Genomic DNA, 25,787 nt, shown 5'->3' with positions numbered 1-25,787 from the left:
ATCGAGGTCCATGAAGTCGGGCGCCCAGACCAAGCATGTTTTCGTCACCGGAGGCGTCGCCTCCTCCCTCGGGAAGGGCTTGACGGCCTCCAGCCTCGGTCGGCTGCTCCGCTCCCGCGGGCTCACCGTGACGATGCAGAAGCTCGACCCCTATCTCAACGTCGACCCGGGCACGATGAACCCGTTCCAGCACGGCGAGGTCTTCGTCACCAATGACGGCGCCGAGACCGATCTGGACGTCGGCCACTACGAGCGGTTCCTCGACACCGACCTGGGCGGCAGCGCCAACGTCACCACCGGGCAGGTCTACTCCAACGTCATCGCCAAGGAGCGGCGCGGCGACTACCTGGGTGAGACGGTCCAGGTCATCCCGCACATCACCAACGAGATCGTCGACCGGATCCTGGCGATGCACGGTGACGGCGTCGACGTGGTCATCACCGAGATCGGCGGCACCGTCGGTGACATCGAGTCGCTGCCGTTCCTCGAGGCTGCCCGCCAGGTCCGACAGAAGATCGGCCGTGACAACGTCTTCTTCGTCCACGTCTCGCTCGTGCCCTACATCGGGCCCTCCAAGGAGCTCAAGACGAAGCCGACGCAGCACTCCGTCGCCGCGCTGCGCCAGATCGGCCTCCAGCCCGACGCGGTGGTCTGCCGGGCCGACCGCGAGCTGCCGCAGAGCATCAAGTCCAAGATCGCGCTGATGTGCGACGTCGACGAGGAGGCCGTGGTCACGGCCGCGGACGCGCCGAGCATCTACGACATCCCCAAGGTGCTCCATCGCGAGGGCCTCGACGCCTACGTCGTGCGCAAGCTCGGCCTGCCGTTCCGTGACGTCGACTGGACGGTCTGGGACGACCTGCTCCGCCGGGTGCACCACCCCAAGGAGGAGGTGACGGTCGCGCTCGTCGGCAAGTACGTCGACCTGCCCGACGCCTACCTCTCGGTCGCCGAGGCTCTGCGGGCGGGCGGCTTCGCGCACGAGGCCAAGGTCGAGATCCGCTGGATCGCGTCGGATGAGTGCGAGACGCCCTCCGGCGCGCAGCGACACCTCCACGACGTCGACGCCGTGCTGGTGCCCGGCGGCTTCGGGATCCGCGGTCTCGAGGGCAAGCTGGGGGCGCTGACCTACGCCCGCACCCACGGCATCCCGACGCTGGGCATCTGCCTCGGGCTGCAGTGCATGGTGATCGAGTACTCCCGCCAGGTGCTCGGCCTGGAGAAGGCCGGCTCGACCGAGTTCGATCCCGACACGCCCGAGCCGGTGATCGCCACGATCGCCGAGCAGCTCGCCTTCGTCGAGGGCGCGGGCGACCTGGGCGGGACGATGCGACTGGGCCTCTACCCGGCGGAGCTCAAGCCCGGCTCGATCGCGCGTGAGGTCTACGGGGCGTCCGAGATCCAGGAGCGGCACCGGCACCGCTACGAGGTCAACAACGCCTACCGTGAGCAGCTGGAGGAGGCGGGCATGGTGTTCTCCGGCACCTCGCCCGACAACAACCTGGTCGAGTTCGTCGAGCTGCCCCGCGACGTGCACCCCTACTACGTCGCGACGCAGGCCCACCCGGAGCTGCGGTCGCGGCCCACGAAGGCGCACCCGCTGTTCCGTGGCCTTGTCGGCGCAGCCATCAAGCGGCAGAAGGAGCAGCGCTTCCCGATCGACGAGTCGAAGCTGCACCGCGAGCCCGGCCGCGATGCCGTGGTCGAGTGACGGGTGAGGTGACCCGCCTCCAGGATGTCGAGGAGTCCTGGCCCGTCGTCGCCTCGACGGATCTGCACCGCGACGACTGGATCCTGGCCCTGCGCGCCGACCTGGTGAGGTCGCCGACCCATCCCGACGGTGAGCCCTTCCGCCGGCTGGTGCTCGAGCACCCGGGCGCCGCAGTCGTCCTGGCGGTCGACGACGACGAGCAGGTCGTGTGCGTCTCGCAGTATCGCCACGCGGGGCAGCGTCGGTTCGTCGAGCTGCCCGCCGGTCTCTGCGACACCGACGGGGAGGACCCCCTCGAGGTCGCCAAGCGAGAGCTGCGCGAGGAGGCGCTGGTGGGCGCCGAGGAGTGGACGCACCTCACCTCGGCGTACTCCTCGCCTGGGATCTCGTCCGAGGTGGTCCACTACTACCTCGCTCGTGGGTTGAGCGAGGTGGACCGAGGGGCGTTCGAGCTGGTGCACGAGGAGGCGGACATGGAGGTCTTCCGTGTTCCGTTCGCCGATCTGCTCGAGGCCGTCCGCGCCGGGCGGGTCACCGACACGCCGGTCATCGTCGCCGTCCTGATGGCACACGGGCGCGGCCTCGTGGGCGCGAGGTCATGACGAGCCGATGAGCGAGGCGGTGAGTGGCGCGGCCGTGGGCGCTGCGACCGGCGCTGCGACCGGGGCTGTGACCGAGGCGAGCCCGATCAGCCGCGCCGTGCGCGCCTACCTCGACCACCTGACGGTCGAGCGGGGCGCGGCGGTGAACACGCTGGCCTCCTACCGTCGCGACCTGCGCCGCTACCAGCAGTTCCTGGCGACGCAGGGGGTCACCGGGCTCGACGAGGTCTCCGAGGGCACGGTGACGCAGTTCCTGGCCACCCTTCGGGAGGGTGACCCGGACCATCCGCCCCTGGGTGCCAGCTCGGCCGCCCGGACGGTGGTCGCCGTGCGTGGCTTCCACCGGTTCGCCGCAGCCGACGGGCTCGCGCAGGCCGACCCCGCTGCCGGCGTACGTCCTCCTCGGCCTCCGAAGCGGCTGCCGAAGGCCCTGCCCCTCGCGGACGTCGAGGCGATCCTCGAGACAGCGGGGGCGCCCGGCACGACGCTGGCGCTGCGCGATCGCGCCCTTCTCGAGGTCCTCTACGGGACCGGTGCGCGCATCTCCGAGGCGGTGGGACTCGACGTCGACGACGTCGACTGGGGCCCGACGGGCGCCGACGGCACCGTGCTCCTACGCGGCAAGGGGGGCAAGGAGCGACTGGTGCCGCTCGGGTCCTTCGCACGCTCGGCGGTGGAGGCCTACCTCGTGCGAGGTCGTCCGGAGCTCGCCAGCGCCGGAGGCGGCTCGGGCGGAGCGCTGTTCCTCAACTCGCGCGGCGGACGGCTCTCGCGGCAGTCGGCATGGACGGTGCTGGTGCGGACGGCCGAGCGAGCGGGGGTCACTCAGGACGTGTCCCCCCACACCCTGAGGCACTCCTTCGCGACGCACCTGCTCGACGGCGGTGCCGACGTGCGCGTGGTCCAAGAGCTCCTCGGCCACGCCTCGGTCACCACGACCCAGATCTACACCCTCGTCACGGTCGACAACCTGCGTGAGGTGTTCGCCGCGGCCCATCCCCGAGCTCGCTGAGGCTCCCCACGCGGCTCCGGGCGCGGGTCGGGCCCGCGGGCGCGGTCTCAGGTCCAGCGCACCGCCCGTGCGTGCTGGAAGATCAGGTTGGTCTCGGTGAGGGCGACGTCGGGGTTGCTCGAGAGGTGCTCGATCACGAAGGCGTTGAGGCCGTCCGTGCCCGCGGCCGCCACGTGCACGAAGAAGTCATGGCCGCCGCCCAGCAGGAAGACGTTCAGCACGCCAGGAAGGCCGGCGAGGTGCCGCATGAAGGCCTCGAGCCGTGCCCGCGCGTGGCCGTGCATCCTGACCGCGATCATCGCCTGGAGCGGGCGGCCGGCGAGGCTCGGATCGATGTCGGCGTGGAACCCGCGCACCACCCCCGACTCGCGCAGCGCCCGGATCCGACCGAGGCACGTGGACGGCGCGATCCCGGCCTTCGCTGCCAGCGCGTTGTTCGGCTGCCTCGCGTCGGCGGAGAGCTCGGCGAGCAGGATGCGGTCGATGTCGTCGAGGACCGGGGCCACCACCCCCGGGCGGTCGAGGACAGGAGCCCGAACATCGTTCGCGCGAGCACTCGACCGCGGAGCGCTGGACGAAGGATCGGCAGGCATATGACCAATCTAGCGAATCTTGTTCATGACCCTGGCGGGTGATCGAAGATCCGGCCGACAATCGTGGTCATGACGAAGATCGGCGTGCCCAAGGAAGTCAAGAACCACGAGTACCGTGTGGCGATCACGCCCATCGGCGTGCACGAGCTGGTCGCGCACGGTCACGAAGTCGTGATCGAGCGCGGGGCCGGCGTGGGATCGCAGATCCCCGACGCCGAGTTCGAGGCGGCCGGGGCCAAGATCCTCGACTCCGCCGACGAGGTGTGGGGCAGCGCCGACACGGTCTTGAAGGTCAAGGAGCCGATCGAGTCGGAGTACCACCGCCTCCGCGAGGGCCTGACCCTCTTCACCTACCTCCACCTGGCCGCGGACAAGCCGCTGACCGAGGAGCTGCTGGCCAAGAAGGTCACCGGCATCGCCTACGAGACCGTCCAGCTGCCCTCGGGCGGGCTGCCGCTGCTCTACCCGATGTCGGAGGTCGCGGGCTGCCTCGCGCCGCAGGTCGGTGCCTACAACCTGATGAAGGCCCAGGGCGGGCGCGGCGTCCTCATGGGTGGTGTCGGCGGCGTGGCGAACGCCAAGGTCGTCATCATCGGCGCCGGCGTGTCGGGTCAGAACGCCGCGAACATCGCGCTCGGCATGGGTGCTGACGTGACCCTGCTCGACACCGACCTGGACAAGCTGCGGATGTCGTTCTGGCGCTACAACAACCGCGTCCACGGCCTGGCCTCCTCCAAGCTGGCCCTGGAGCAGCAGGTGCTCGAGGCCGACCTCGTCATCGGCGCGGTGCTGATCCCGGGTGCCGCGGCGCCCAAGCTGGTCAGCAACGACCTGGTCTCGCGGATGAAGCCCGGCTCGGTGCTCGTCGACATCGCGATCGACCAGGGCGGCTGCTTCGAGGACTCCCACGCGACCACCCACGACGACCCGACGTACCAGGTGCACAACTCGACGTTCTACTGTGTGGCCAACATGCCAGGCGCCGTCCCGAACACCTCGACCTACGCCCTGACCAACGCGACGCTGCCCTACGTCGTCGCCGTGGCCGACAAGGGCTGGGCCCAGGCGTGCCGTGACGACCGCTCGCTCGCCCTGGGTCTCAACACCCACGCCGGCCAGCTCACCAACGCACCCGTCGGTGCGGCGGTCGGCATCCCGGCGACCACACTCGACGAGGTTCTCGCCTGACCTCCACCACCTCTGTTCTCTCTCCGGGGGCGGGCGCCTGGGTGCCCGCCCCCGGAGCCACGCCCGACGAGGTCTACGACGCCGTGTCCTCGTACGCCTCATCGCGCGGGCTCGCGCTCTACCCACATCAGGACGAGGCGATCATCGAGCTGCTCGGCGGCAGCAACGTCGTCCTCGCGACGCCGACCGGGTCGGGCAAGTCCCTCGTCGCCCTGGGCGCGCACGCGGCGGCCCTGGCGACTGACCGCGTCTCGTTCTACACCGCGCCCATCAAGGCGCTGGTGAGTGAGAAGTTCTTCGACCTCTGCGAGGTGCTCGGCGCCGACAACGTCGGGATGCTGACCGGGGACGCGTCCGTGAACGCCGACGCCCCGGTGATCTGCTGCACCGCCGAGGTGCTCGCCAACATCGCGCTGCGCGAGGGGGCCGCGGCCGACATCGGCCTCGTCGTCATGGACGAGTTCCACTACTACGCCGAGCCCGACCGCGGCTGGGCGTGGCAGGTGCCGCTCCTGGAGCTGCCGCAGGCGCAGTTCCTGCTGATGTCGGCCACCCTCGGTGACATGACCTCGATCGCGGAGGACCTCACCCGGCGGACCGGGCGGGAGACCGCGATCGTGGACCGGGCCGAGAGACCGGTGCCCCTCACCTTCACGTGGTCCCTCACACCGCTCGACGAGACGCTGGAGGAGCTGGTCACGACCGGGCAAGGGCCGGTCTACGTCGTTCACTTCACCCAGGCGGCCGCCGTCGAGCACGCGACGACGCTGCTCAAGGCGGGGTGGGTCGGCGGGGGAGCGTCCGCCGAGCTGAAGGAGCGGCTGGCCGGCGTACGGTTCGGTGCCGGGTTCGGCAAGACGCTCGGCAGCCTGCTGCGCAAGGGCATCGGCGTCCACCATGCGGGGATGCTGCCCCGCTACCGCCGGCTGGTCGAGCAGCTCGCCCAGGCCGGGCTCCTCCGCGTCATCTGCGGGACCGACACGCTAGGGGTGGGCATCAACGTGCCCATCCGCACGGTGCTGTTCACCGGCCTGGCCAAGTTCGACGGGCAGCGCCAGCGGGTGCTGCGCACCCGGGAGTTCCTTCAGATCGCCGGCCGCGCCGGCCGCGCGGGCTACGACACGGCGGGGTACGTCGTCGTCCAGGCGCCCGAGCACGTCATCGAGAACGAGAAGGCCAAGGCGAAGGCCGCCGAGCGTCAGGCAGCGGGCAAGAAGAACTCCAAGGCGCAGCTGAAGAAGCCGCCGGAGGGCACCGTCGTCTGGACCGAGGCGACGTTCGCGAAGCTCGTCGAGGGTCGGCCGGAGCCTCTCGGCTCGCGGATGAAGGTCGACAACGCGATGATCCTCAACGTCGTGGCTCGTGAGCAGGATGCCTTCGGCGTCCTGAGGAGACTGCTCACCGACAACCACGAGGACCGGCGCAGTCAGGTCAGGCTGGCGCGTCGCGCGCTGCGGCTGGCGCGGTCGCTGGTGGCCTCCGGCGTGTTGAGGCGGCTCGAGGAGCCGGACGCCTTCGGGCGGCGCTACGTCCTCACCGACGACCTGCCGCCCGACTTCGCGCTCAACCAGCCGCTCGCGCACTTCGCCCTCGCGGCGCTCGACGTGCTCGACCACGAGAGCGCCGAGCACACGGTCGAGGTGGTCTCCGTCGTGGAGTCGGTGCTGGAGGCGCCGCGCCAGATCCTGTTCGCCCAGCAGCACGCGGCCCGCGGCGAGGCCATCGCGGAGATGAAGGCGGACGGGCTCGACTACGACGAGCGGATGGCGCTGCTCGAGGAGATCACGTGGCCGCGGCCGCTCGCCGAGCTGCTGGAGGGCCTCTATGAGACCTACCGGCAGTCGCATCCGTGGCTGCCCGAGGACGCGCTCGACCCCAAGTCCATCGTGCGTGAGATGTATGAGCAGGCCATGACCTTCACCGACCTCGTCGGCCGCTACCAGTTGGCGCGGTCCGAGGGGCTCGTGCTGCGCTACCTCACCGATGCGTACAAGACGTGCCTGCACACGGTGCCCGAGGCGCATCGCACCCCTGCGCTCGGCGACCTGATCGAGTGGCTCGGGGAGACCGTGCGCCAGACCGACTCCTCGCTCCTCGACGAGTGGGAGGCGTTGGCCGATCCTGCCCACGCCCGCGCCGACGTCGCGCACCACGAGCCGCCTCCGCCGCCCAGGCCCATCAGCCAGCAGACGCGCGCGTTCGCCGTCATGGTGCGCAACGCGATGTGGCGCCGCGTCGAGCTGGTCGCCCACGACGACGTCCGAGGGCTGGCTGCGCTGGACCGCACCGACGCCGCACGCTTCGACCCGCCCCGCGAGCCGGCGATGGACGCCGCGGCCTGGGACGCCGCGCTGGAGGACTACTACGCCGACCACGACGAGGTGCTGCTCGACGCGGGCGCCCGAGGGCCGTCGTACCTCGCGGTGAGCGACGGCGTCGTCGACGGGCGTCGCGTGCGGCACGTGCGGCAGACACTGGCCGACCCTGCGGGGGACCGGGACTGGGTGATCGAGGCGCAGGTCGATCTCGACGCGTCGGACGCGCTCGGCGAGCTCGCCCTGACCGTGACGCGCATGGGCCCACTGTGAGATGCGGGCGCAGCTGGCTGACCTGCGGCCCGAGGGACATCGCGCCGACCTCGGTGTCGGCCGGGCCGCTCCGGGGTCGGGATCGCCTTCAGGGTGCGCCTGAGTCCCTCGCGCGCGCTGACGAAACGCGCTGACGAAACCGGTCTCCCGGACGACAGGCTCGTAGGCGCACCACCCAGCACGCCGCCGGGGCGCCGCAGCGACTTCGGGGCACTTCCAGGTCACAGTCAATCGACTGCGACCTGACAGTGGTGGGAGCAAGGTGACCGGGGCGGGGCGCTGACGGGGCGGGGCGCTGACGGGGCGGGGCGCTGACGGGGCGGGGCGCTGATGGGGCGGGGCGCGAGCGCAGCCGACCGAGCGCGATGCGATCCCGAGCGCGCGCAACGACTCAGCCGGCCAACGCGGCCGACACCAGGAACCGGTCGACGTGGATCCGGAGCGCGACGCGGGCGGGGTTCGGACGGGGCTGACGGTAGCGGCCGGCGTAGCAGGTCTCGGCACGGCGCACCGCGTCAGGATCGGTCAGCACGCGAGCCCGGCCCTCCAGGGTGGACCAGCGCCGGCCGTCCACCTGACAGGCCGCCACGGGCAGGTCGGCCGGCGCCGCCGCGATCCTCCGCGCCTTCTGCGACGTCCGGGAGGTGATCACCCAGGCACACTGCTCCTCGTGGTCGAGCACGACCCCGACGGGGACGACGTGGGGACGGCCGTCGGCGCGCACGGTGGCCAAGGTGCACAGGTGGCGCTCCGTCCAGAACTCGAGCAGGTCGGGCGGGAACGCGTCCCATCCTGGGATCCAGCTGGTCATGAGGCGGATTCTCCCGGACGACCGGCGACCGGCGACCGGCGGCGGGCGGCGGGCGGCGGGCTGGCATGCGGCTGACCGGGCCGTCACCGGCTCGTCACTAGGGTTGTCCGCATGAGCGACGTCGAGGTCCGCGACAACCCAGCCGAGAACCGCTACGAGGCCTGGCTGGGGGACGAGCTGGCCGGCATCGCGGTCTACCGTCTGACCGACCACACCATCGTCTTCCTCCACACGGAGGTGGACGACGCGTTCGAGGGGCGCGGCGTGGGGTCGGAGCTCGCGCGTGGTGCCCTGGACGACGTCCGTGCGCATGGCGACCGCGAGGTCGTGCCGCAGTGCCCCTTCATCAAGGGCTGGATCGACAAGCACCCCGAATACCAGGACCTCCTGCACACCAGCTGATCCACAGATCAATCCACAAGCAGGGAAAACCTGTGCGTCTGACCGAGCGTCCGTGCACAGGGCTGAGGGCCGGTCTGGGGGTTTGGCGACCCCGGGTTGTGGCGCGATCGACGGCGGTCATAACCTCGCCCGGAGCCGGCCCACAAGTCGGCCTGTCGACATTTCGCCAGGAAGCGAGGACCGCGTTGTCCGACACCCTGCCCTTCGAGGCCCCGGGCGGCGCGCTCGGTCCCACCGGACGCACCATGCCGACCATCCCCGAGCCCACCGCACTGACCTCGCACGGTCCGGCTCGCGTGGTGGCGATGTGCAACCAGAAGGGCGGCGTCGGGAAGACGACGACGGCGATCAACCTGGGTGCCGCGCTCGCGGAGTACGGCCGCCGCGTCCTCCTCGTCGACTTCGACCCGCAGGGGTCGCTGTCAGTCGGGCTCGGGCTCAACCCACACGACATGGACCTGACGGTCTACAACCTGCTGATGGAGCGGGACGTCAAGGTCGGCGACGTCGTCGTCCCGAGCGGGGTTCCAGGCATGGACCTGCTGCCGTCCAACATCGAGCTCTCGGCCGCCGAGGTCCAACTGGTCCACGAGGTCGGGCGGGAGCAGACGCTGGCGCGGGTCCTCGCACCGGCGCTGGGGGAGTACGACGTCGTCCTCATCGACTGCCAGCCCTCCCTCGGACTGCTGACCGTCAACGCCCTCACCACGGCCGACGGGGTCATCGTGCCGCTGGAGTGCGAGTACTTCGCCTTGCGCGGCGTCGCCCTGCTGAAGTCCACGATCGACAAGGTGCAGGAGCGACTCAACCCCAAGCTCCACATCGACGGCCTCCTCGGCACGATGTACGACGGCCGCACCCTGCACTCGCGGGAGGTCATGGAGCGGCTCGTCCAGGCGTGGGGCGAGACGGTGTTCCACACGGTCATCCGGCGGACCGTGAAGTTCTCGGACTCGACCGTGGCCGGCGAGCCCATCACCTCCTACGCCTCCACCTCGCCCGGCGCCGACGCCTACCGCCAGCTCGCGAGGGAGGTGCTCGCCCGGTGGCACGCCGCGTGAGCATGCCCAAGGCCGACGACCTCTTCCGCCCCACCATCGAGAAGCGGCAGGAGAGCGTCGAGCCGGACGCGGACCCGACGGTCGCCGAGGACGCGAGCGGCCGTCGGCGCTCGAGCGGGCGAGTGCGTCACGACGAGAAGATGACGGTCTACATCACCTCCGAAGAGCTGCTCGACCTCGAGCATGCACGGCTCTCGCTGCGTCGGTCCCACGGCCTGGCCGTCGACCGCGGACGCCTGGTCCGCGAGGCCGTGGCCCTCGTGCTCGCCGACCTCGAGGCCAACGGCCACGACAGCGCGCTGGTCCAGCGGCTGCGCCAGGACTGACGCCGGCGATGGTCACGACGAGCGCGCCCGAACCGACCGAGACGGACGGCCCGGTCGAGACCGACGGAGCGGGCGAGCACGGCTTCGCCGTCCGGCTCGACAACTTCGAGGGCCCCTTCGACCTCCTCCTCAGCCTGATCTCCAAGCACAAGCTCGACATCACCGAGGTCGCACTCGCCAAGGTCACCGACGAGTTCATCGCCCACGTCAAGGCAGGTGGTCCCGAGTGGGACCTCGAGCAGACGTCGTCGTTCCTGCTCGTGGCCGCGACGCTGCTGGACCTGAAGGCGGCGCGGCTGCTGCCGGCCGGCGACGTCGAGGACGAGGAGGACCTCGCCCTCCTCGAGGCGCGCGACCTGCTGTTCGCGCGACTGCTGCAGTACAAGGCGTTCAAGCAGGTCGCCGGAGTGCTCGAGCGTCGGCTGAGCGAGGAGTCGACGCGGCACCCTCGCGCTGTCGGCCTGGAGGATCGCTTCGCGAACCTGCTGCCCGAGGTGCTGATCGGCATCGGGCTGCAGCAGTTCGCCGAGCTGGCGGCGAAGGCGCTCGCCCCGAAGCCAGGACCGCCCGAGCTGACCCTGCACCACATCCATGCTCCGGCGGTGAGCGTGCGCGAGCAGGCGGCCATCGTCGTGGACCGGTTGCGACGCAGCGGCACGCTCACCTTCCGCGCGCTGTGCGGCGACTCTCCCGACACCATGACCACCGTCGCGCGGTTCCTGTCGCTGCTCGAGCTCTTCCGCGAAGGAGCTGTCGCGTTCGACCAGGTGACGGCCCTCGGCGAGCTGACGGTGCGGTGGACCGGTGACGAGGACACCGATGTCGACCGGATGATCCAGGACGAGTTCGACGGCGCACCGCCGACCGGGCAGGACGCGGACGCGGCGTCCGCAGGAGACGAGGAGAGCGACGATGAGTGAGCCCGCGAGCGAGGAGATGCTCGCCGTGGCGGTGACGGAGCTGAGGCCGAGCCTCGAGGCCGTGCTGATGGTGGCCGACCAGCCGCTGGATGTGGCGACGCTCGCGACCGCCGTCGGCCACCCGAGGGACGAGGTGGAGGCGGCGCTCGCGGCGTTGGCCACCGAGTACACCGAGCAGGGCCGCGGGTTCGACCTGCGCAACGTGGCGGGCGGCTGGCGCTTCTACACCCGCGAGGAGTACGCCGCCGTCGTCGAGGGCTTCGTGCTGGAGGGCCAGCAGGCCCGGCTGACCCAGGCGGCGCTCGAGACGCTCGCAGTGGTCGCCTACAAGCAGCCCGTCTCGCGGGCCCGGGTCTCCGCGATCCGTGGCGTCAACGTGGACGGGGTCATGCGGACGCTCCTGACCCGCGGGCTGGTCGAGGAGGCGGGGCAGGACCACGAGACAGGCGCGAACCTCTATCGCACGACCGGCTACTTCCTCGAGCGCATCGGGGTCACCAGCCTCGACGAGCTGCCCGAGCTGGCGCCGTACCTGCCCGACCCGGAGGACCTGGAGGACGAGCTGAGCGAGATGGCGGCCGGCGGCGCCGGCGCCACAGCACCCGAGGACGCAACCGACAACGCGCTCGCCGACACGCCCGAGGACGCAACCGACAACGCGCTCACGGACAAGCCCGAGGACACGCCCGCCGAGGACGCCACACCGCAGGAGAGCACGGACACCGATGAGTGAGCGCCTCGACCTTCCGCTGGACGACGAGGGTCTGATCCGCCTGCAGAAGCTGCTCGCCCTCGCCGGCGTCGCCTCCCGTCGCCGCAGCGAGGAGCTGATGCTCGAGGGCGAGGTCGAGGTGAACGGCGAGGTGGTCACCCGTCTCGGCACGAAGGTCGATCCGGCCATCGATGTCATCCGCGTCTCCGGCAAGCGCCTTCCGCCGATCTCGGAGAAGGTCTACCTCGCGCTCAACAAGCCGCGGGGTGTGGTGTCGACGATGTCGGACCCGGAAGGGCGTCGGACGCTGCAGGACCTGGTCGAGGACCGCCCGGAGCGGCTCTTCCACGTCGGACGCCTCGACACCGACACCTCGGGGCTGATCATCCTCACCAACGACGGGGACTTCGCCCACCGGCTCGCGCACCCGTCCTACGAGGTCGACAAGACGTACGTCGCCGAGGTGGCGGGTCAGGTCTACCCGCGGGTCCTCAAGCAGCTGGTGGAGGGCGTCACCCTGGAGGACGGGCCCGTCACGGTGTCGAAGGCGCGCATCATCGAGGCCGCGGCAGCCAAGTCGATCGTGGAGCTCGTGATCCACGAAGGACGCAACCGGATCATGCGACGTCTGCTGGAGCACGTCGGGCATCCCGTCACCCGGCTCACGCGGACGCGTATCGGGCCGGTCGCGCTCGGCCGCCTCAAGCCAGGCGAGCTGCGCGACCTGACCACTGACGAGCTCGGTGAGCTCCTGGACGCGGCGAAGCTGTAGCGACCCCTGCTGGGTAGCCTTCTGGGGCACACAACCGAGGCGAGGAGCACCAGTGGCAGTCAGGGCCGTCCGAGGCGCGACCCAGCTCGACATCGGCGACGAGCAGCACATGTACGACCGGGTGGCCGAGCTGGTGAGCGACGGGCTCGCGGCGGCCGGGCTCAGCGTCGACGACCTCAGCTCCGCGCACCTGCGCCGCGACCTCGTCAAGGTCCGCAGCGATGGGTGATGCGGACGTGCTCACCGGACCGGTCGAGGTGGTCGGCACCGGGCTGCTGGGCACCTCCATCGCGCTTGCGCTGCGGCGGGCGGGCATCGAGGTGCTCCTCTCCGACACCTCGAGCAAGCACCTCCGCACGGCCAGCGGCCTGGGAGCGGGCCGCGCCCGTGAGCCGGAGGACCGTCCTCAGCTGGTGGTCGTCGCCGTGCCGCCGGACCTGCTGGGGTCGGTGATCGCGGAGGAGCTGGCCAGGACCGCCCACATCGAGGGCGCGGTCGTCACCGATGTCGGCAGCGTCAAGACCGCCCCCCTGGCCGCCCTCGGAGGCGGCCCGGAGGTTCGTCGGTACGTCGGCAGCCACCCGATGGCCGGCAGCGAGCGCTCCGGTCCGCTTGCGGCCTCGGCCGCGCTCTTCGACGGGCGCCCGTGGGCCATCACGCCCCACCCCGACGCACAGCCGGCGGCGATCGCCCTCGTGGAGGCGCTCGCCCGAGTGTGCGGTGCGGTCACGGTCCGTCTGGACCCCGCCGAGCACGACCGCGCGGTGGCCCGGATCTCGCACGTCCCGCATCTGGTGGCCGCCCTGGTCGCCGGCCGGCTCGCGGACGCACCTGTCGAGCACCTGGCGCTCTCGGGACAGGGGGTGCGCGACGTGACGCGCGTCGCGGCGGGCAGCCCTGTCCTCTACGGACAGATCGTCTCGGGCAACGCCGCCGCCGTCGGGGAGCTCCTCGTCGAGGTCCGGGCCGACCTCGACCGCCTCATCGCGGCCGTCACCCGGGGCGACCGACACGTCCTCGAGGGCCTGCTCGCCCAGGGTGTGGCGGGCACCCACGCGATCCCGGGCAAGCATGGAGGCCCCGCACAGCCGACCCGCTCCGTCTTCGTCTCGGTGCCCGACCATCCGGGCGAGCTCGCGCGCCTGTTCGCCGATGCCGGGACGAGCGGCGTGAACATCGAGGACGTCCACATCGACCACGATCCGGGTCGCCCCGTGGGCCTGGTCGAGCTGCTCGTCGCGGACAGCCAGGCCGAGCACCTGCTCAGCTCGCTCGAATCCCAAGGCTGGGTGACGCACCGGTAGTGTGGGGGTCCGTGAGCAGCTTCCACTCCGGTCTCGTGATCGCCGTCGACGGCACCTCCGGCTCCGGCAAGTCGAGCACGTCGCGCGGCGTCGCCGACCGGCTGGGTCTGCGCTACCTCGACACCGGCGCCATGTATCGCGCGATGACGTGGTGGATGCTCTCGCACGCGGTCGACGCGCACGACGCCTCCGCGGTCGCGGCTCGGGTCGCCGCCCCGGTCATCGTCTCCGGGACCGATCCGCTCGCGCCCACCATCACGCTCGATGGCGAGGACGTCTCGGTCGAGATCCGCAGCGAGATCGTCAATGAGCACGTCTCACCCGTCGCGACCGTCCCCGCGGTGCGCGCGCGGCTCATCGCTCTCCAGCGGGCCGTCATCGAGGACGCGCTCGAGGGGCGGGGCATCGTGGTGGAGGGCCGTGACATCGGCACGGTGGTCTGGCCCGAGGCCGACCTCAAGCTGTATGTGACCGCCGATCCCGTAGCGCGCGCCGCCCGGCGCGCGCAGGAGGAGGGTGGCTCAGATGCGACGGCCGTCCGTGCGTCACTGGAGAGCCGCGACCGCATCGACTCCACCCGCGGCGGGTTGGCCGTCCCCGAAGGCGCCATCCACGTCGACACCACGCCCTACTCCCTCGCCGAGGTGATCGACCAGGTCGTCGCGCTCGCCGGGCGCGTCGCCGAGCACGCGCGAGCCGACGCGTGACCGTGCTGCCGAGCGCGCCGTGAGCGCCCGGCCCCTCCGGGGGCGGGATCTGCCGCGCACCGAGGACGTGCGACACCCCCACACCCACCTCCTGCGCAACCCCGTCCTGCGGCCGCTGGTGCAGCACCTCATGGCGCGGCGCTACGACGTCCGCGTCGCCGGCGCCGACCGACTGCCGCCCCGAGGGCCGGTGGTCGTGGCGGCCAACCACATCGGGTGGCTGGACGGTCCCCTCCTGGCCATCGCCCTCCCGCGACCCGTGCACGCCCTGACGAAGGTCGACATGTTCACCGGAGGGACGGGATCGTTCCTGCGCCAGAGCGGTCAGATCCCCCTCGATCGCTTCCACCCCGACCCGGCCGCGCTCAAGGCCGCCCTGCGAGTGCTTCGCGACGGCGGCGTCGTCGGCATCTTCCCCGAAGGGACGCGCGGCGACGGTGAGCTGAGGCGGTTCCACCGGGGGACGGCGTACCTCGCCCTCGCTGCCGGGGCGAGCGTCGTCCCGCTCGTGTTCTTCGGCACCCGTCTGCCGGGTGGCGGCACGGACTCGCGGCCCCCGGCCGGGAGCCGGATCGACATCGTCATCGGCGACCCCGTCGCCGTCGACCGCACGCCCTGGCCGCGGACCCGGGAACAAGTCGACACCCTGTCGCGGTTGCTCCAGCGGCGGCTCCTCGAGCACCTCGAGTCGGCGCGCGCCGACATGGGGCTCGAGCTGCCCGGTCCGCTGCCCGCCACCGACCGCGAGCCCGACCCCGCTACCGCGCTGAGCGACCGAGCCTTGCACGAGGCCACCGACCCCACCCCGAACCAGGAGCACGATGACTGAGCACTTCGCCGAAGCGGACGAGCACGAGGAGCCCGCGGGCCCCGTGCCCGTGCTCGCTGTCGTCGGCCGACCCAACGTCGGCAAGTCGACGCTGGTCAACCGCATCATCGGCCGGCGGGAGGCGGTCGTCGAGGACCGCCCGGGCGTGACCCGGGACCGGGTGTCCTACGACGCCGAGTGGAGCGGGCGCGCCTTCACGGTCGTCGACACCGGTGGCTGGGACCCCGACGCTCGTGGTCTGGCCGAGCGGATCGCCGCCCAGGCCGAGATCGCGGTCAGCCTCGCCGACGCCGTCCTGTTCGTCGTCGACGCCACAGTCGGGATCACGGACGCCGACGAGGCGGTCGTCCGAGTGCTGCGCAAGTCCGGCAAGCCGGTCGTGCTCGCGGCGAACAAGGTCGACGACCTGCGCGCCGAGAGCGAGGCCTACGCGCTCTGGAACCTCGGACTGGGGGAGCCCTACCCCGTCTCCGCGCTGCACGGTCGCGGGTCCGGCGACATGCTCGACGCCGTGCTGGCGGCCCTTCCCGAGCCGCCTCCCTTCGACGACGGCGTCGAGGTCGGCGGCCCGCGGCGGGTCGCGATCGTCGGACGACCGAACGTCGGCAAGTCCTCGCTGCTCAACAAGCTGGCAGGGGAGGAGCGGGTCGTCGTCGACAACGTCGCCGGGACCACGGTCGACCCCGTCGACGAGCTCGTCGAGCTGGGCGATCGCACCTGGCGCTTCATCGACACCGCGGGCATCCGCAAGCGGGTCAAGGAGGCATCGGGCCACGAGTACTACGCGTCGTTGCGCACCTCGACCGCCATCGACCGCGCCGAGGTGGCCGTCCTGGTCCTGGATGCCGATCAGAGCATCGCCGAGCAGGACGTCCGCATCCTGCAGACGGTGCGTGAGGCCGGCCGCGCGCTGGTGATCGCGTTCAACAAGTGGGACCTCGTCGACGACGAGCGCCGCTACTACCTCGAGCGTGAGATCGAGCGCGAGCTGGTGCAGGTGCAATGGGCGCCGCGCATCAACATCACCGCCCGCACCGGTTGGCACATCGACCGCCTCGTCCCCGCGCTCGACAAGGCGCTGGAGGGCTGGGAGACGCGCGTCGGGACCGGTGCGCTCAACACCTTCCTGGGGCGGCTCGTCTCGGAGCACCCGCACCCCGTCAGGGGCGGCAAGCAGCCGAAGATCCTGTTCGGGACGCAGCCCAGCACCGCGCCGCCGACCTTCATCCTCTTCACGTCCGGCAAGCTGGATGCGTCGTACGAGCGCTTCATCGAGCGGCGGCTGCGGGAGGAGTTCGGCTTCGTCGGCACGCCGATCGTCCTGCAGCAACGGGTGCGCGAGAAGCGCAAGCGCTAGCCCGGCCGCTAACCTGTCATCGTGCTGGACACCGTCACGCTGCGAGTGACGTTCAGTCTCGTCGCGTTCTGCGTGCTGGTGCTGTTCTACTTCGGGACCTATCGAGGCACCCGGTCAGCGTTCAGTGGGTGGTGGGTGCTGTCGCTGCTGCTCTACCTCGTCAGCGCGGTGCTCTTCCTCTTCAACGAGTCCCCCGTCCAAGTGGTGGCCAACCCGCTCGGCAACACGGCCGCTGTCCTGGGGTCGGCCTGTGTCTACGCGGCCGGGCGCTCCCTTCGGCTGCGCGGAACGCCGGCGTCGGTCCTGGTGGTGCCCGCCATCATCGTCCTGGCGGTCTCGCTGCTCGACGATCCCGTGCACGACGTGTGGACCGGCGGGCCCGTCTACCTGGCCACCATCTGCGGCTACTACCTCGTGGGGACCGGGGAGATCTGGCGGGCGTGGCGGGTGCGAGCCGAGAGCCGAAGCGCCTCCCCGGGGTACGACGTCGCCCTTCTGTCGATGGCGGGCTGCTCGGCCCTGGTGACCGTCTTCTACTTCGCCCGCTGGTGCCTCTTCGTCACGGCCGGGCCGGACTCCGATCTGTTCGAGCACTACGTGGGCGCCAACAACACGACGCTGCTCCTGTTGGTGCTGCTCGTCGTGGTCACCTACAACATGTCGGCGCTCGCGCAGTCGCAGCTGACCGACGAGCTGCGCCGGGCGGCGACTCACGACCCGCTCACCGGACTGCTCAACCGAGCCGCCTTCGAGGCCAGGGCCGAGCACTTCGTGCGCCGCTCACGACACGAGGCACGACCGGGCTACGTCGTCATGGCTGACTTCGACGACTTCAAGCTGCTCAACGACCACTACGGGCACGCCAGTGGCGACGACGCCCTCATCGCGTTCGCCGCTGCCTGCCGCGCCGAGCTACGGGGCGGCGAGGTGGCCGCACGACTCGGCGGGGACGAGTTCGTCCTGCTCCTGCCACACCATGACGGCAGGCGCCCGGAGGAGACCACGAAGGCGATAGGACAGAGGCTCGCCGCCGGTGCGAAGCGCGGCGACTACCCGCTCCCGACCGTCAGCTTCGGCATCGCCGAGGTCGATCGCGCCTCCGGTCTCGACGTGTCTCTGGCCCGGGCCGATGCGGCTCTCTACCGCGCCAAGAGAACTGGCTTCGGCAACGTCGTGCGCGCTGAGTGAAAGTCTTGTTGCCGGATGCTGTGGGAGGCCTCCCGCGGACCTACAATTCGCCCGTGCTGAAGCCTGACCTGATCGCCTACTTCGGGGACGACCCGACCCGCGTCTACCAGCTGCTGCAGTGGCTGCCGGTGCTCGAACGCCTCGATCAGGTCCATCGCGTCGCCATCGTGCTGCGTGAGGCCGACACGGGCGCGATCGTCGAGCAGTCGACCAGCCTGCCGGTGCTCGTCGCCGAGGAGTTCTCCGAGCTCGTGGACCTCTACGAGGAGCTCGACGCGAAGATCGCGGTCTACTGCAACAACGGGATGCGCAACTTCCAGTCGCTGCTGCACGGGCGGATGCTGCACGTGCACATCAACCACGGCGAGAGCGACAAGCAGAGCATGGTGAGCAACAACGCGAAGGCCTACGACCGAGTCTTCGTGGCCGGTGAGGCAGCCGTCCAACGCCACCTCGCCGGGCTGATGGAGCTCGACGCCACCAAGCTGGTCCGGATCGGGCGTCCCCAGCTCGACCTGCGTCCCGACCCGATCCTGCCGGAGAGCGACCGGCGGACCGTGCTCTACGCGCCCACCTGGGAGGGCGACGCCGAGTACAACGACTACACCTCTGTCGACGTGTTCGGACCGGCGATCGTCCGGTCGATCCTCGCCGTCCCTCACGTGCGTCTGGTCTACAAGCCGCATCCCAAGGTGACGACGAGCACCACGCCCGGAGTCCGCCAGAACCACCTCCTCGTGCTCGCGATGATCGAGGACGCGGCGCGTCTGGATCCCGACGCCGGGCACGAGGCTGTGACCGAAGGCGACATTCTCGCCGTCATGCCGACCTGCGACGCGATGGTCACCGACGTCTCCTCGGTCGGGCTGGACTGGCTCTACCTGCGCACCGAGAAGCCGATCTTCATCACCGACCGGCACCACGACGCGGAGCGCCTGCGCCAGGAGGTGCCGGTCAGCCGCTGCGCCGACGTCATCGACGGTCACAGCCTGGCGGGGCTGACCGACCTCGTCGCCATGCGCCTCGAGCACGACGAGCACCGCATCGCGCGGGCAGCGATGCGGCATCACTACTTCGACGACGTGCGCGTGGGGGAGAGCACCGAACGGTTCTTCGGCGAGATCGGCGTACTCGTCTCCCTGCGGGACCGGCTCGTCGGCGTGGGATCGCCTCTCGACGGCGAGGTCGCCTCCGCCTGACGGGTGTCGGCCGGCGGGATGGCCTCAGCCCGTTCGGGCATCGAGGCGGTCGATGCGTTCGGCGGCCCTCACGCCCGCGGCCCAGCCGGGCGCGCGGCCATGCCGGGGTGGGTCGATCCCGGTCATGTCGTGCCCGCTGCGCGCGAGCAACCAGGCCACCAAGGAGTTGGAGTTCCACATCTCGCCAGTGTGCTGCTCGTCGCGGCCCCAGGTGGCGCGGGGGAACCCCGGCGCGACGGCCAGCAGCCTGCGCGCCTGGTCCGCGTTGCTGCTCAACCGTCGGGGGCTGTCGACGGCGTACGCCGCATCCGGGATCACGCCGCCCCGCCAGCACCGCACCTCGTAGCGGAAGAATCTCGAGTGGCCGAGCACTCGCAGGCCGACCGGCCCCTCGCACACCACCCCACGATCCGGGTTGCCGCGGTGCTGCCAGACCGGGCCCATCTCGATCGCCCACCGCTCGCCGTCCACGGCGACCTCCAGCGCCGCGTGGTAGAGGTCACGCCGCTCGCGGTGCTCGACTCCGGCGGTCAGCCACTCGAAGATCCGCCCGCTCGAGCGTACGACGCCGGTCCTCTCGCCGGCGCCGAGCGGCAGCCAGTACAGGTCGATGCCGATGTCTTGTCGAAGTGTCACGCCTCGCTCCCTCCGACATGGGTGCGTCATGGCGATGCTCCTCTCCGCAACGATCGCCGACCAGGGTCCAAGGTCCGGAGCGGACGTTTTCGGGCTGCGCAGGGTCCTCGGCCCAGACCGGCTCTGTCTCTTCCCGCCGTGGAACCCGGGGCATCTCCGAATCGAGCCGCGCGTGAGCGAGCGGAGTCGATCCTGAGGCCCGCTGTCCCGAGCGAATCGCGGTCACTCGGTAGCGTGCAGGGTATGCCCATCAGACTCGAGAACGTCGGTATCGCCGTGCGCGACCTCGAGGAGGCGATCGCGTTCTTCACTGACCTCGGCCTCACTGTCCTCGGCCGCGACACCGTCAGCGGAGAGTGGACCGACACGGCCGTCGGCCTCGACGGCAACCACGCCAACATCGCCATGCTCGAGACCCCCGACGCGACCGGTCGCCTCGAGCTCTTCGAGTACATCCACCCGGACGCGATCGAGACCGAGCCCACCCGGCCCAACGAGATCGGCATGCACCGCGTCGCCTTCTCGGTCGACGACATCGATGAGGCCCTCGAGATCGCCGCGCGACATGGCTGCCATCCTCTCCGCGGCGTAGCGAGGTACGAAGACATCTACAAGCTCACCTACGTCCGCGGCCCCAGTGGCATCATCGTCATGCTTGCCGAGCAACTGAAGAAGAGATGACGGCACCGATCGCTGCATGACGCCCAGCCGAGAACGACAGCGCCCGCGACGACCTCAGCCGACATGGCGTCCACTTCCTCACCGCCTACGTCGCCGGCGTCTCACCGCCGATTCGAGGCTTCTTCTTCATCGGTGACGCGCCGTCGACCAGGTCGGTCAGCGGCCCAGCTAGGGTCGATGTGACGTCCTTGTCGGACCCGCCCTCGGCAGTGGGCTGCCGCCCGGCTTGCTGTCCAGATCCACGGTGAGGGAGGCAGCCCGTTCGAGCCGGGCCGGGAGGGCCTGTCAGCGGACCCGCACCCGCCGGAGGCATGCAGGCCCAGTACGTTCCGCGTCGCTCAGGTCCCGCAGTAGGTGGTGTAGCGGCCGAACTCCTCGGGAGCTGGTACGGCGTATCGGTGAAGGCCGGGCCGCTCAGTCCAGGGATCACGCACCACCTCGACCAGTTGCCGGACCGGGGCGAGGTCACCGGTGGTGGCTGCGTCCAGGGCGTCCTCCACGAGGTGGTTGCGCGGGATGTAGAGCGGGTTCGTGCGGTCGAGGAGACCGGCGTCGGGGGAGAGGGCGAGCCAGCGGGCGAGCCAATCGTCGATGCCGGACAGGTTCAGGAACAGCCCACGCAGCGGCTCGACGGAGCCACGAGCGGCGGAGCCCAGGGCACGGAAGCCGCTGGTCCAGTCGACGTGGTCGGCGCGCAGGAGTTCGACGAGCTCCTCGGCCAGCTCGTCGGCCCCGTCGATGGTCCCGGACAGTCCGAGCTTGGCGCGGAGCCCGGTGGACCAGGCGGCGGAGTAGGTCGGCGTGAAGCGGCCCAGCGACTCGACGGCCAGCGCAACGGCGGCGTCCTGGTCATCAGCCAGCAGCGGAAGGAGGCTCTCGGCGAATCGTGCGAGGTTCCACTCCGCGGCGACGGGCTGGTTGCCGTAGGCGTAGCGCCCACCGGTGTCGATGGAGCTGAACACCGTGGCGGGATCGAAGGACTCCATGAAGGCGCACGGGCCGTAGTCGATCGTCTCGCCGGAGATCGTCATGTTGTCGGTGTTCATCACACCGTGGACGAACCCGAGGAGCATCCAGCGCGCAACAAGCTCAGCCTGCGCCACGACGACGCTCTCGAAGAGAGCGCGGTAGGGGTGCTCGGTCGAGGCTGCGGCGGGATGGTGACGCTCGATGGCGAAGTCGGCCAGCCTACGCAGCAGGCCGAGGTCGCCGGTGGCGGCGGTGTACTGAAAGGTGCCGACGCGCAGGTGGCTGCTCGCGACCCGTGCGAGCACCGCACCGGGAAGGACGGTCTCGCGGTGCACCGGCCGGCCGGTGGCGACCACCGCGAGCGCGCGGGTCGTCGGTACGCCGAGGGCGTGCATGGCCTCGCCCATGACGTACTCGCGCAGCATCGGGCCGACCGCGGCCAGACCGTCGCCCCCGCGGGAGAACGGCGTGCGGCCGGAGCCCTTCAAGTGCAGATCGCGGAGCCGACCCTCGTGGTCGGTGAGCTCGCCGAGCAGCAGCGCCCGACCGTCGCCGAGCCGGGGGGAGTAGCCGCCGAACTGGTGGCCGGCGTACGCCTGAGCCACCGGTGTCGCCCCCGGGGGCACCCGGGTGCCGGTGAGCAGACCCAGACCCCTGGAGGTGCCCAGCTCCTCCGGGTCGAGCCCGAGCTCGAGCGCGAGGTCGTGGTTGAGCAGCAGCAGGCGGGGATCCGGTGCTTCCGCCGCCTGCCACGGCAGCGCCAGCTCACCCAGCTCGTCGGCGAACCGGTGCTGAAAGACGGTCGTAGCGGAGCCCGTGGTCACCTAGCCAAGCGTACGGACTCGGCGAACGGCGTCGAGGTCGTGTCCGGGGTCGACGGTGAGGGCCACAATGGCTGCCAGGTCGACACGCCGCTGGGGCGAGCGTTCGCCCCGACGCCCGGATGACGCCGCCGGGCGCGAGGGGCTCTCTCACGCTGGATTTCGCTCTTCAACACCGCGTTGCCGTCGGTGATGCAACGATGACGGTCGTGTCCGCTCAGTACATGTCCGATGGCTGTTGCGAGTTGGTCGACTTCTACGGCGTCACCACGAGATGGTCAACGGCGGTCGAGTGGGCCGATGCGTGGCTCGACGAGTGGCGCGGTGACGAGCACGGCCCTGCTTGTGAGTTCATCGGCGAGATGATTGACAGGGCCATAGACGGTGTCGTGGCTGTCCTGACGGTGTTGGCCGAGCGGGCAGCAGCGTCAGGGGAGGACGAACTCGGCTGGGTCGGCGCAGGCCCGCTGGAGGATCTTCTCTCGCATTCGGGCAACGGCGCGACGGTGCTCGGCGAGGTCGAACGCGTCGCCCGGCATCATGCGACGTTCAAGGGTGCCCTGGGCGACGTATGGCTCGGCATTGAGGTCGACACCGAGGTCAGATCCCGGCTGGTGCCATTGGGTGCTCGCGATCTGACGGCACGAGGAGACTGAACGACCGCGTCTGCCGCCACGCGAGCCGGATCTGCCGACGAGCGAGCGCCGCTGGAACTACTTCGGGCCGGCTCCGGTTTCCCCTTCCTCGGCGAGCGGTGCGGAGGTGTCGATTACACGATCGCGGTCACGAGGACTGCGGCAACGATGATGGGCACTGAGGTAGCGGCACCGATGAAGAGCCCCTTGCCGAAACCGGACCATCGGCGGTCGGCCGATAGAGCCAAGCCGATCCCGACGCCTGCGATGACGAGTCGCCACGACCATTTGGAGGCATCGGCCACGCCGCCGAGGAAGTAGAGAGCATCCGTCGCCAGCGGGAGGACGGCACCGATCAGAAAGCCGTGCCAGAGCCGCAGGTGGGACATGCGGATCGAATCGAGCGAGGACACGAGACGGAGGCTACCGTTCCGCCGCCGCCGCCGCCGAAGTGACTTACGGGATCCAGCCGCGACCAGACGCATTGGCCAGAGGGCGCACCGCCCTCGGATCACTCGAAGAATGTCCAGCCGGCAACCTGGTAGAGGAGTACGACGAAGGCGCCAAGACCAATGAAGGCGTACTGGGTGAGACGTATTTGCCGTCGACGACGCTGATCTTGTCGCTCCTCGTCCGTGCCGGCGAAGGACAAGTCCACAATCCGTGCTGGGCGTCCCAGTGTGGCGACCAAGAGCCCTAGCTGCGCGAACGTCAGCATCTGCACGAACGCCACGACCGAGTCTCCGACGATCTGCATCTTCGCGAACATCGGGGGAGCGCCGAGCGGCAGGATCAGCAGCGATGCCCTACGTCGTTCCTGGGATTCTCCGCGCTGAAACAAGCACGCCACGAGGTAGACGGCAGTCACTATCGCGAGTGCAATCACACTGATGGTCAGCGACACGGGCGTCAGCATGTCGCACGCAGCGGCTGTGACGGCGCATTGCGAATTCGACGGGATGTCGGCGACGACATCGGTCGAGTCGACCTGCGCACGAACGCCTTCCGGCTAGGGCACGAGGCCTCGGCGTTCGAGTTCGGCCTCAGCCTCGCGCAACCTTTCCCGCCACCAGCGGCCCGCCTTCGGGTTGCGTCCCATGCCTTTGGCGAGCGCTGCGCGCTCGCGTTTCCCAGCGAGACGGAGCCGCTCCCGCACGCCGTCATCTGTGAGCCCCCGAAGGTCATTGCTCCAACTCCGACTCTGGAACACTCTGTCGACCACGCGGTCAAGTATCGACTAGGACGATGGGCAAGAGGGCCGAACCACGGCCACGAACGATCGGATCTGCCGATGAGCGGCCCGTCGCTGAGACGCACTTTGTGCGCGACGGCGAGCAACGAAGACCGACAAAGAGCCAGACGTCCACGCGCTACCGAGGCGTTTCGCAGCAAGGCAGATGCAGCGCTCGATGCTCTCGCACTTCTGGACCTTGCGCGGCACGACTGCTACGGAGAGTCCTCGCCGCCCGAGCAGGTCAGCGAAAACATCTGGGTGGTCGCCAACGGCGACCTGGTGGAGTTGGTCTCGGCGGCCCACTTGGCCGTCGTCGACTTCCGGGACCTCCGCCTGAACGCCTCCCACCTTCGCGACTGACCCAGGGAGCATCCGCAGCCGCGATCCGCGCGGATCTGCCGAGGTGCGTGCGCCAGTCGCGACGCGGAGGATGCCAGCGTCGGCGTTTCTGCGAGGAACGCGGGAGCCGGTGTTGTCGGGTCAGAACCGGCTTCAGCCCGCGTTCGGCACCCCGCGCCGACGTTTCCCAGTTCCCAGCAGCGCTCCGAGGGCCAGGGCTCCAATGCCCAACAGCAAGCAGGCCGAGACAGGCCGGCAGGTGAGGTATGCGCTGCCGACGAAGACCAACGCTCCAAGCATCACGCTGTCGATTCCGGGGTGGCGCCGCACCCATGCCGTCGCCCCGCTCGGGTCGGTCGCCGCCACCAGTCCCATCAAGCCGAACACCACGAGCGTGATCAAACCAAGCACCCAACCCTGTCTCGACACCATGTTCGGGACGACGACCAAGAGCGACAAGAAGTACATCAGACGGATCCACCTCGGCGGCGCGGCCAACGAACGGTCGGACCTAGACCCGTCGGCCATTGCGCTGCCTCCATTCCGCACGTGGGCGGGAGCATTATGGCAGAGGGTCGCCGACCCGGGCCGGTGTTGGAAGGACGTCGCGCGCGGGTGACCGCATCTGCGGCGCAGGCCGTCGTCAGGCTGCCGTCGGCTGCGTGGGCAGACTCGGAATCGCGCGCTCGCACAGCGCTGCCGCCGTGCGCGCGTAGATCTCTTGCATGGTGTCGGAGTCGACCATACTGACCGCATACGCGCCGAGGTTGAGGGGTGCGTGGGTCTCCAGCTCGATGGTGCGGCCCATGAAGTCCCTCAGGGTCTCTACGCCGAGGTCGGCCAGTTGATCGCTCAGAACGACGATGGCGTCCTCGTCGGTCTTGACCTGGCGCACTGCGGCTTGGATGGCATGAACGGCGTCGGCCTCGGTGACCTGGTCGGCTGCCGCGAGGGTGTGCACAAGGGGAAGCGCGTCCCACAGGCGGTAGCTCAGGCCGTTGCCTCGGTCTCGCGGCTCCCAGCGCTGGGTGCGGACGGGGGCCGTGCCGAGCAGGTCGCTGAGAAGTCCGAGGGCTTTCGCGACCTGCGCCGCCCCGGGAGCGAGGGAGCCGAGCGGGTCGACCGCGAGGTTGTCGAGCTCGTCCATGGGAAGGTCCTTTCGGCGCAACGGTGTGGTGTGCGGGTGCGAC

The 25,787-nt window shown here is 70.3% G+C and carries 29 protein-coding genes; 22 read left to right on the top strand and 7 right to left on the bottom strand.

Features of this window, described 5'->3' with window-relative positions; genetic code table 11:
* Nucleotides 1-10 precede the first annotated feature (10 nt).
* The 3 genes from pyrG to xerD all read left to right on the top strand — a co-directional run bounded on the left by pyrG (nt 11) and on the right by xerD (nt 3,325).
* Nucleotides 11-1,711, top strand: a complete 1,701-nt coding sequence (gene pyrG, locus ACYQ1K_RS23660; RefSeq protein ID WP_459985820.1) for a CTP synthase — start codon at nt 11-13, stop codon at nt 1,709-1,711.
* 8 nt (nt 1,712-1,719) lie between these two features.
* Entirely contained in the window at nt 1,720-2,313 is a 594-nt protein-coding gene (locus ACYQ1K_RS23655) for an NUDIX domain-containing protein (RefSeq protein ID WP_459985818.1), read from the top strand.
* A gap of 97 nt (nt 2,314-2,410) precedes the next feature.
* Nucleotides 2,411-3,325, top strand: coding sequence for a site-specific tyrosine recombinase XerD (gene xerD / locus ACYQ1K_RS23650; protein WP_459985845.1), 915 nt, complete (start codon nt 2,411-2,413; stop codon nt 3,323-3,325).
* 47 nt (nt 3,326-3,372) lie between these two features.
* Here xerD and ACYQ1K_RS23645 read toward each other — a convergent pair whose 3' ends face one another.
* Complete coding sequence (locus ACYQ1K_RS23645; RefSeq protein WP_459985817.1) at nt 3,373-3,918, bottom strand: Lrp/AsnC family transcriptional regulator; 546 nt, start codon at nt 3,916-3,918, stop codon at nt 3,373-3,375.
* 69 nt (nt 3,919-3,987) lie between these two features.
* Here ACYQ1K_RS23645 and ald point away from each other — a divergent pair, with 69 nt between their 5' ends.
* Nucleotides 3,988-5,106 carry an alanine dehydrogenase gene (gene ald / locus ACYQ1K_RS23640; RefSeq protein ID WP_459985816.1) on the top strand — a complete coding sequence of 373 codons (1,119 nt, stop codon included), beginning with the start codon at nt 3,988-3,990 and terminating at the stop codon, nt 5,104-5,106.
* Between the two features lie 41 nt (nt 5,107-5,147).
* Nucleotides 5,148-7,694 carry a DEAD/DEAH box helicase gene (locus ACYQ1K_RS23635; protein WP_459985815.1) on the top strand — a complete coding sequence of 849 codons (2,547 nt, stop codon included), beginning with the start codon at nt 5,148-5,150 and terminating at the stop codon, nt 7,692-7,694.
* Between the two features lie 391 nt (nt 7,695-8,085).
* On the opposite strand, the gene ACYQ1K_RS23630 is transcribed toward ACYQ1K_RS23635, so the two are convergent.
* Entirely contained in the window at nt 8,086-8,505 is a 420-nt protein-coding gene (locus ACYQ1K_RS23630; RefSeq protein ID WP_459985814.1) for a pyridoxamine 5'-phosphate oxidase family protein, read from the bottom strand.
* A 111-nt stretch (nt 8,506-8,616) separates the two neighbouring features.
* On the opposite strand from ACYQ1K_RS23630, the gene ACYQ1K_RS23625 reads away from it, so the two are divergent.
* The 13 genes from ACYQ1K_RS23625 to ACYQ1K_RS23565 all read left to right on the top strand — a co-directional run bounded on the left by ACYQ1K_RS23625 (nt 8,617) and on the right by ACYQ1K_RS23565 (nt 19,282).
* Nucleotides 8,617-8,907: a GNAT family N-acetyltransferase gene (locus ACYQ1K_RS23625; protein ID WP_459985812.1), complete on the top strand. Its 291-nt coding sequence runs from the start codon at nt 8,617-8,619 to the stop codon at nt 8,905-8,907.
* A gap of 245 nt (nt 8,908-9,152) precedes the next feature.
* A complete protein-coding gene (locus tag ACYQ1K_RS23620; protein ID WP_459985843.1) occupies nt 9,153-9,968 on the top strand; it encodes a ParA family protein in 816 nt (271 codons plus the stop codon).
* On the top strand, nt 9,953-10,294 hold the full coding sequence (locus ACYQ1K_RS23615) for a hypothetical protein (RefSeq protein WP_459985810.1): 342 nt from the start codon (nt 9,953-9,955) through the stop codon (nt 10,292-10,294). The genes ACYQ1K_RS23620 and ACYQ1K_RS23615 overlap by 16 nt, the downstream gene beginning before the upstream one ends.
* A gap of 8 nt (nt 10,295-10,302) precedes the next feature.
* The gene (locus ACYQ1K_RS23610) at nt 10,303-11,214 is read left to right on the top strand and encodes a segregation and condensation protein A (protein WP_459985809.1); all 912 of its coding nucleotides are present in this window, start codon (nt 10,303-10,305) and stop codon (nt 11,212-11,214) included.
* Complete coding sequence (gene scpB / locus ACYQ1K_RS23605) at nt 11,207-11,947, top strand: SMC-Scp complex subunit ScpB (RefSeq protein ID WP_459985808.1); 741 nt, start codon at nt 11,207-11,209, stop codon at nt 11,945-11,947. Before ACYQ1K_RS23610 ends, scpB begins: the two co-directional genes overlap by 8 nt.
* Nucleotides 11,940-12,698 (top strand): pseudouridine synthase, encoded by a 759-nt coding sequence (locus ACYQ1K_RS23600; RefSeq protein ID WP_459985806.1) that lies wholly within the window; start codon nt 11,940-11,942, stop codon nt 12,696-12,698. The genes scpB and ACYQ1K_RS23600 overlap by 8 nt, the downstream gene beginning before the upstream one ends.
* Before the next feature lie 52 nt (nt 12,699-12,750).
* On the top strand, nt 12,751-12,927 hold the full coding sequence (locus ACYQ1K_RS23595; protein WP_459985805.1) for a hypothetical protein: 177 nt from the start codon (nt 12,751-12,753) through the stop codon (nt 12,925-12,927).
* Nucleotides 12,920-14,002: a prephenate dehydrogenase gene (locus ACYQ1K_RS23590; protein ID WP_459985804.1), complete on the top strand. Its 1,083-nt coding sequence runs from the start codon at nt 12,920-12,922 to the stop codon at nt 14,000-14,002. Before ACYQ1K_RS23595 ends, ACYQ1K_RS23590 begins: the two co-directional genes overlap by 8 nt.
* An 11-nt stretch (nt 14,003-14,013) precedes the next feature.
* Nucleotides 14,014-14,709, top strand: coding sequence for a (d)CMP kinase (gene cmk, locus ACYQ1K_RS23585; RefSeq protein WP_459985803.1), 696 nt, complete (start codon nt 14,014-14,016; stop codon nt 14,707-14,709).
* A 19-nt stretch (nt 14,710-14,728) separates the two neighbouring features.
* The gene (locus tag ACYQ1K_RS23580) at nt 14,729-15,538 is read left to right on the top strand and encodes a lysophospholipid acyltransferase family protein (protein WP_459985802.1); all 810 of its coding nucleotides are present in this window, start codon (nt 14,729-14,731) and stop codon (nt 15,536-15,538) included.
* Nucleotides 15,531-16,895, top strand: a complete 1,365-nt coding sequence (gene der / locus ACYQ1K_RS23575; RefSeq protein WP_459985801.1) for a ribosome biogenesis GTPase Der — start codon at nt 15,531-15,533, stop codon at nt 16,893-16,895. Before ACYQ1K_RS23580 ends, der begins: the two co-directional genes overlap by 8 nt.
* 21 nt (nt 16,896-16,916) lie before the next feature.
* Nucleotides 16,917-18,083 carry a GGDEF domain-containing protein gene (locus ACYQ1K_RS23570; protein ID WP_459985800.1) on the top strand — a complete coding sequence of 389 codons (1,167 nt, stop codon included), beginning with the start codon at nt 16,917-16,919 and terminating at the stop codon, nt 18,081-18,083.
* Nucleotides 18,084-18,136: 53 nt separating this feature from the next.
* The gene (locus ACYQ1K_RS23565) at nt 18,137-19,282 is read left to right on the top strand and encodes a CDP-glycerol glycerophosphotransferase family protein (protein WP_459985799.1); all 1,146 of its coding nucleotides are present in this window, start codon (nt 18,137-18,139) and stop codon (nt 19,280-19,282) included.
* Between the two features lie 24 nt (nt 19,283-19,306).
* On the opposite strand, the gene ACYQ1K_RS23560 is transcribed toward ACYQ1K_RS23565, so the two are convergent.
* A complete protein-coding gene (locus tag ACYQ1K_RS23560) occupies nt 19,307-19,918 on the bottom strand; it encodes a hypothetical protein (protein ID WP_459985798.1) in 612 nt (203 codons plus the stop codon).
* A gap of 243 nt (nt 19,919-20,161) precedes the next feature.
* On the opposite strand from ACYQ1K_RS23560, the gene ACYQ1K_RS23555 reads away from it, so the two are divergent.
* On the top strand, nt 20,162-20,599 hold the full coding sequence (locus tag ACYQ1K_RS23555) for a VOC family protein (protein ID WP_459985796.1): 438 nt from the start codon (nt 20,162-20,164) through the stop codon (nt 20,597-20,599).
* Between the two features lie 338 nt (nt 20,600-20,937).
* On the opposite strand, the gene ACYQ1K_RS23550 is transcribed toward ACYQ1K_RS23555, so the two are convergent.
* On the bottom strand, nt 20,938-22,392 hold the full coding sequence (locus tag ACYQ1K_RS23550; protein ID WP_459985795.1) for a protein adenylyltransferase SelO: 1,455 nt from the start codon (nt 22,390-22,392) through the stop codon (nt 20,938-20,940).
* Between the two features lie 197 nt (nt 22,393-22,589).
* Between ACYQ1K_RS23550 and ACYQ1K_RS23545 the strand changes: the two genes are divergently transcribed.
* Nucleotides 22,590-23,045 (top strand): DUF6869 domain-containing protein, encoded by a 456-nt coding sequence (locus tag ACYQ1K_RS23545; RefSeq protein WP_459985794.1) that lies wholly within the window; start codon nt 22,590-22,592, stop codon nt 23,043-23,045.
* Nucleotides 23,046-23,158: 113 nt separating this feature from the next.
* On the opposite strand, the gene ACYQ1K_RS23540 is transcribed toward ACYQ1K_RS23545, so the two are convergent.
* Entirely contained in the window at nt 23,159-23,437 is a 279-nt protein-coding gene (locus ACYQ1K_RS23540; protein WP_459985792.1) for a hypothetical protein, read from the bottom strand.
* Between the two features lie 98 nt (nt 23,438-23,535).
* Nucleotides 23,536-23,928: a hypothetical protein gene (locus ACYQ1K_RS23535; RefSeq protein WP_459985791.1), complete on the bottom strand. Its 393-nt coding sequence runs from the start codon at nt 23,926-23,928 to the stop codon at nt 23,536-23,538.
* 387 nt (nt 23,929-24,315) lie between these two features.
* Here ACYQ1K_RS23535 and ACYQ1K_RS23530 point away from each other — a divergent pair, with 387 nt between their 5' ends.
* Nucleotides 24,316-24,618, top strand: a complete 303-nt coding sequence (locus ACYQ1K_RS23530) for a hypothetical protein (protein ID WP_459985790.1) — start codon at nt 24,316-24,318, stop codon at nt 24,616-24,618.
* A 202-nt stretch (nt 24,619-24,820) separates the two neighbouring features.
* The gene (locus ACYQ1K_RS23525; RefSeq protein WP_459985788.1) at nt 24,821-25,216 is read left to right on the top strand and encodes a hypothetical protein; all 396 of its coding nucleotides are present in this window, start codon (nt 24,821-24,823) and stop codon (nt 25,214-25,216) included.
* Between the two features lie 24 nt (nt 25,217-25,240).
* Here the strand turns inward: ACYQ1K_RS23525 and ACYQ1K_RS23520 are convergent, their stop codons facing one another.
* The gene (locus tag ACYQ1K_RS23520; RefSeq protein WP_459985786.1) at nt 25,241-25,744 is read right to left on the bottom strand and encodes a hypothetical protein; all 504 of its coding nucleotides are present in this window, start codon (nt 25,742-25,744) and stop codon (nt 25,241-25,243) included.
* Nucleotides 25,745-25,787 lie beyond the last annotated feature (43 nt).

This window comes from Nocardioides sp. AN3 (genome assembly GCF_054653495.1).
This window is presented reverse-complemented; position numbering and strand designations above follow the sequence as displayed.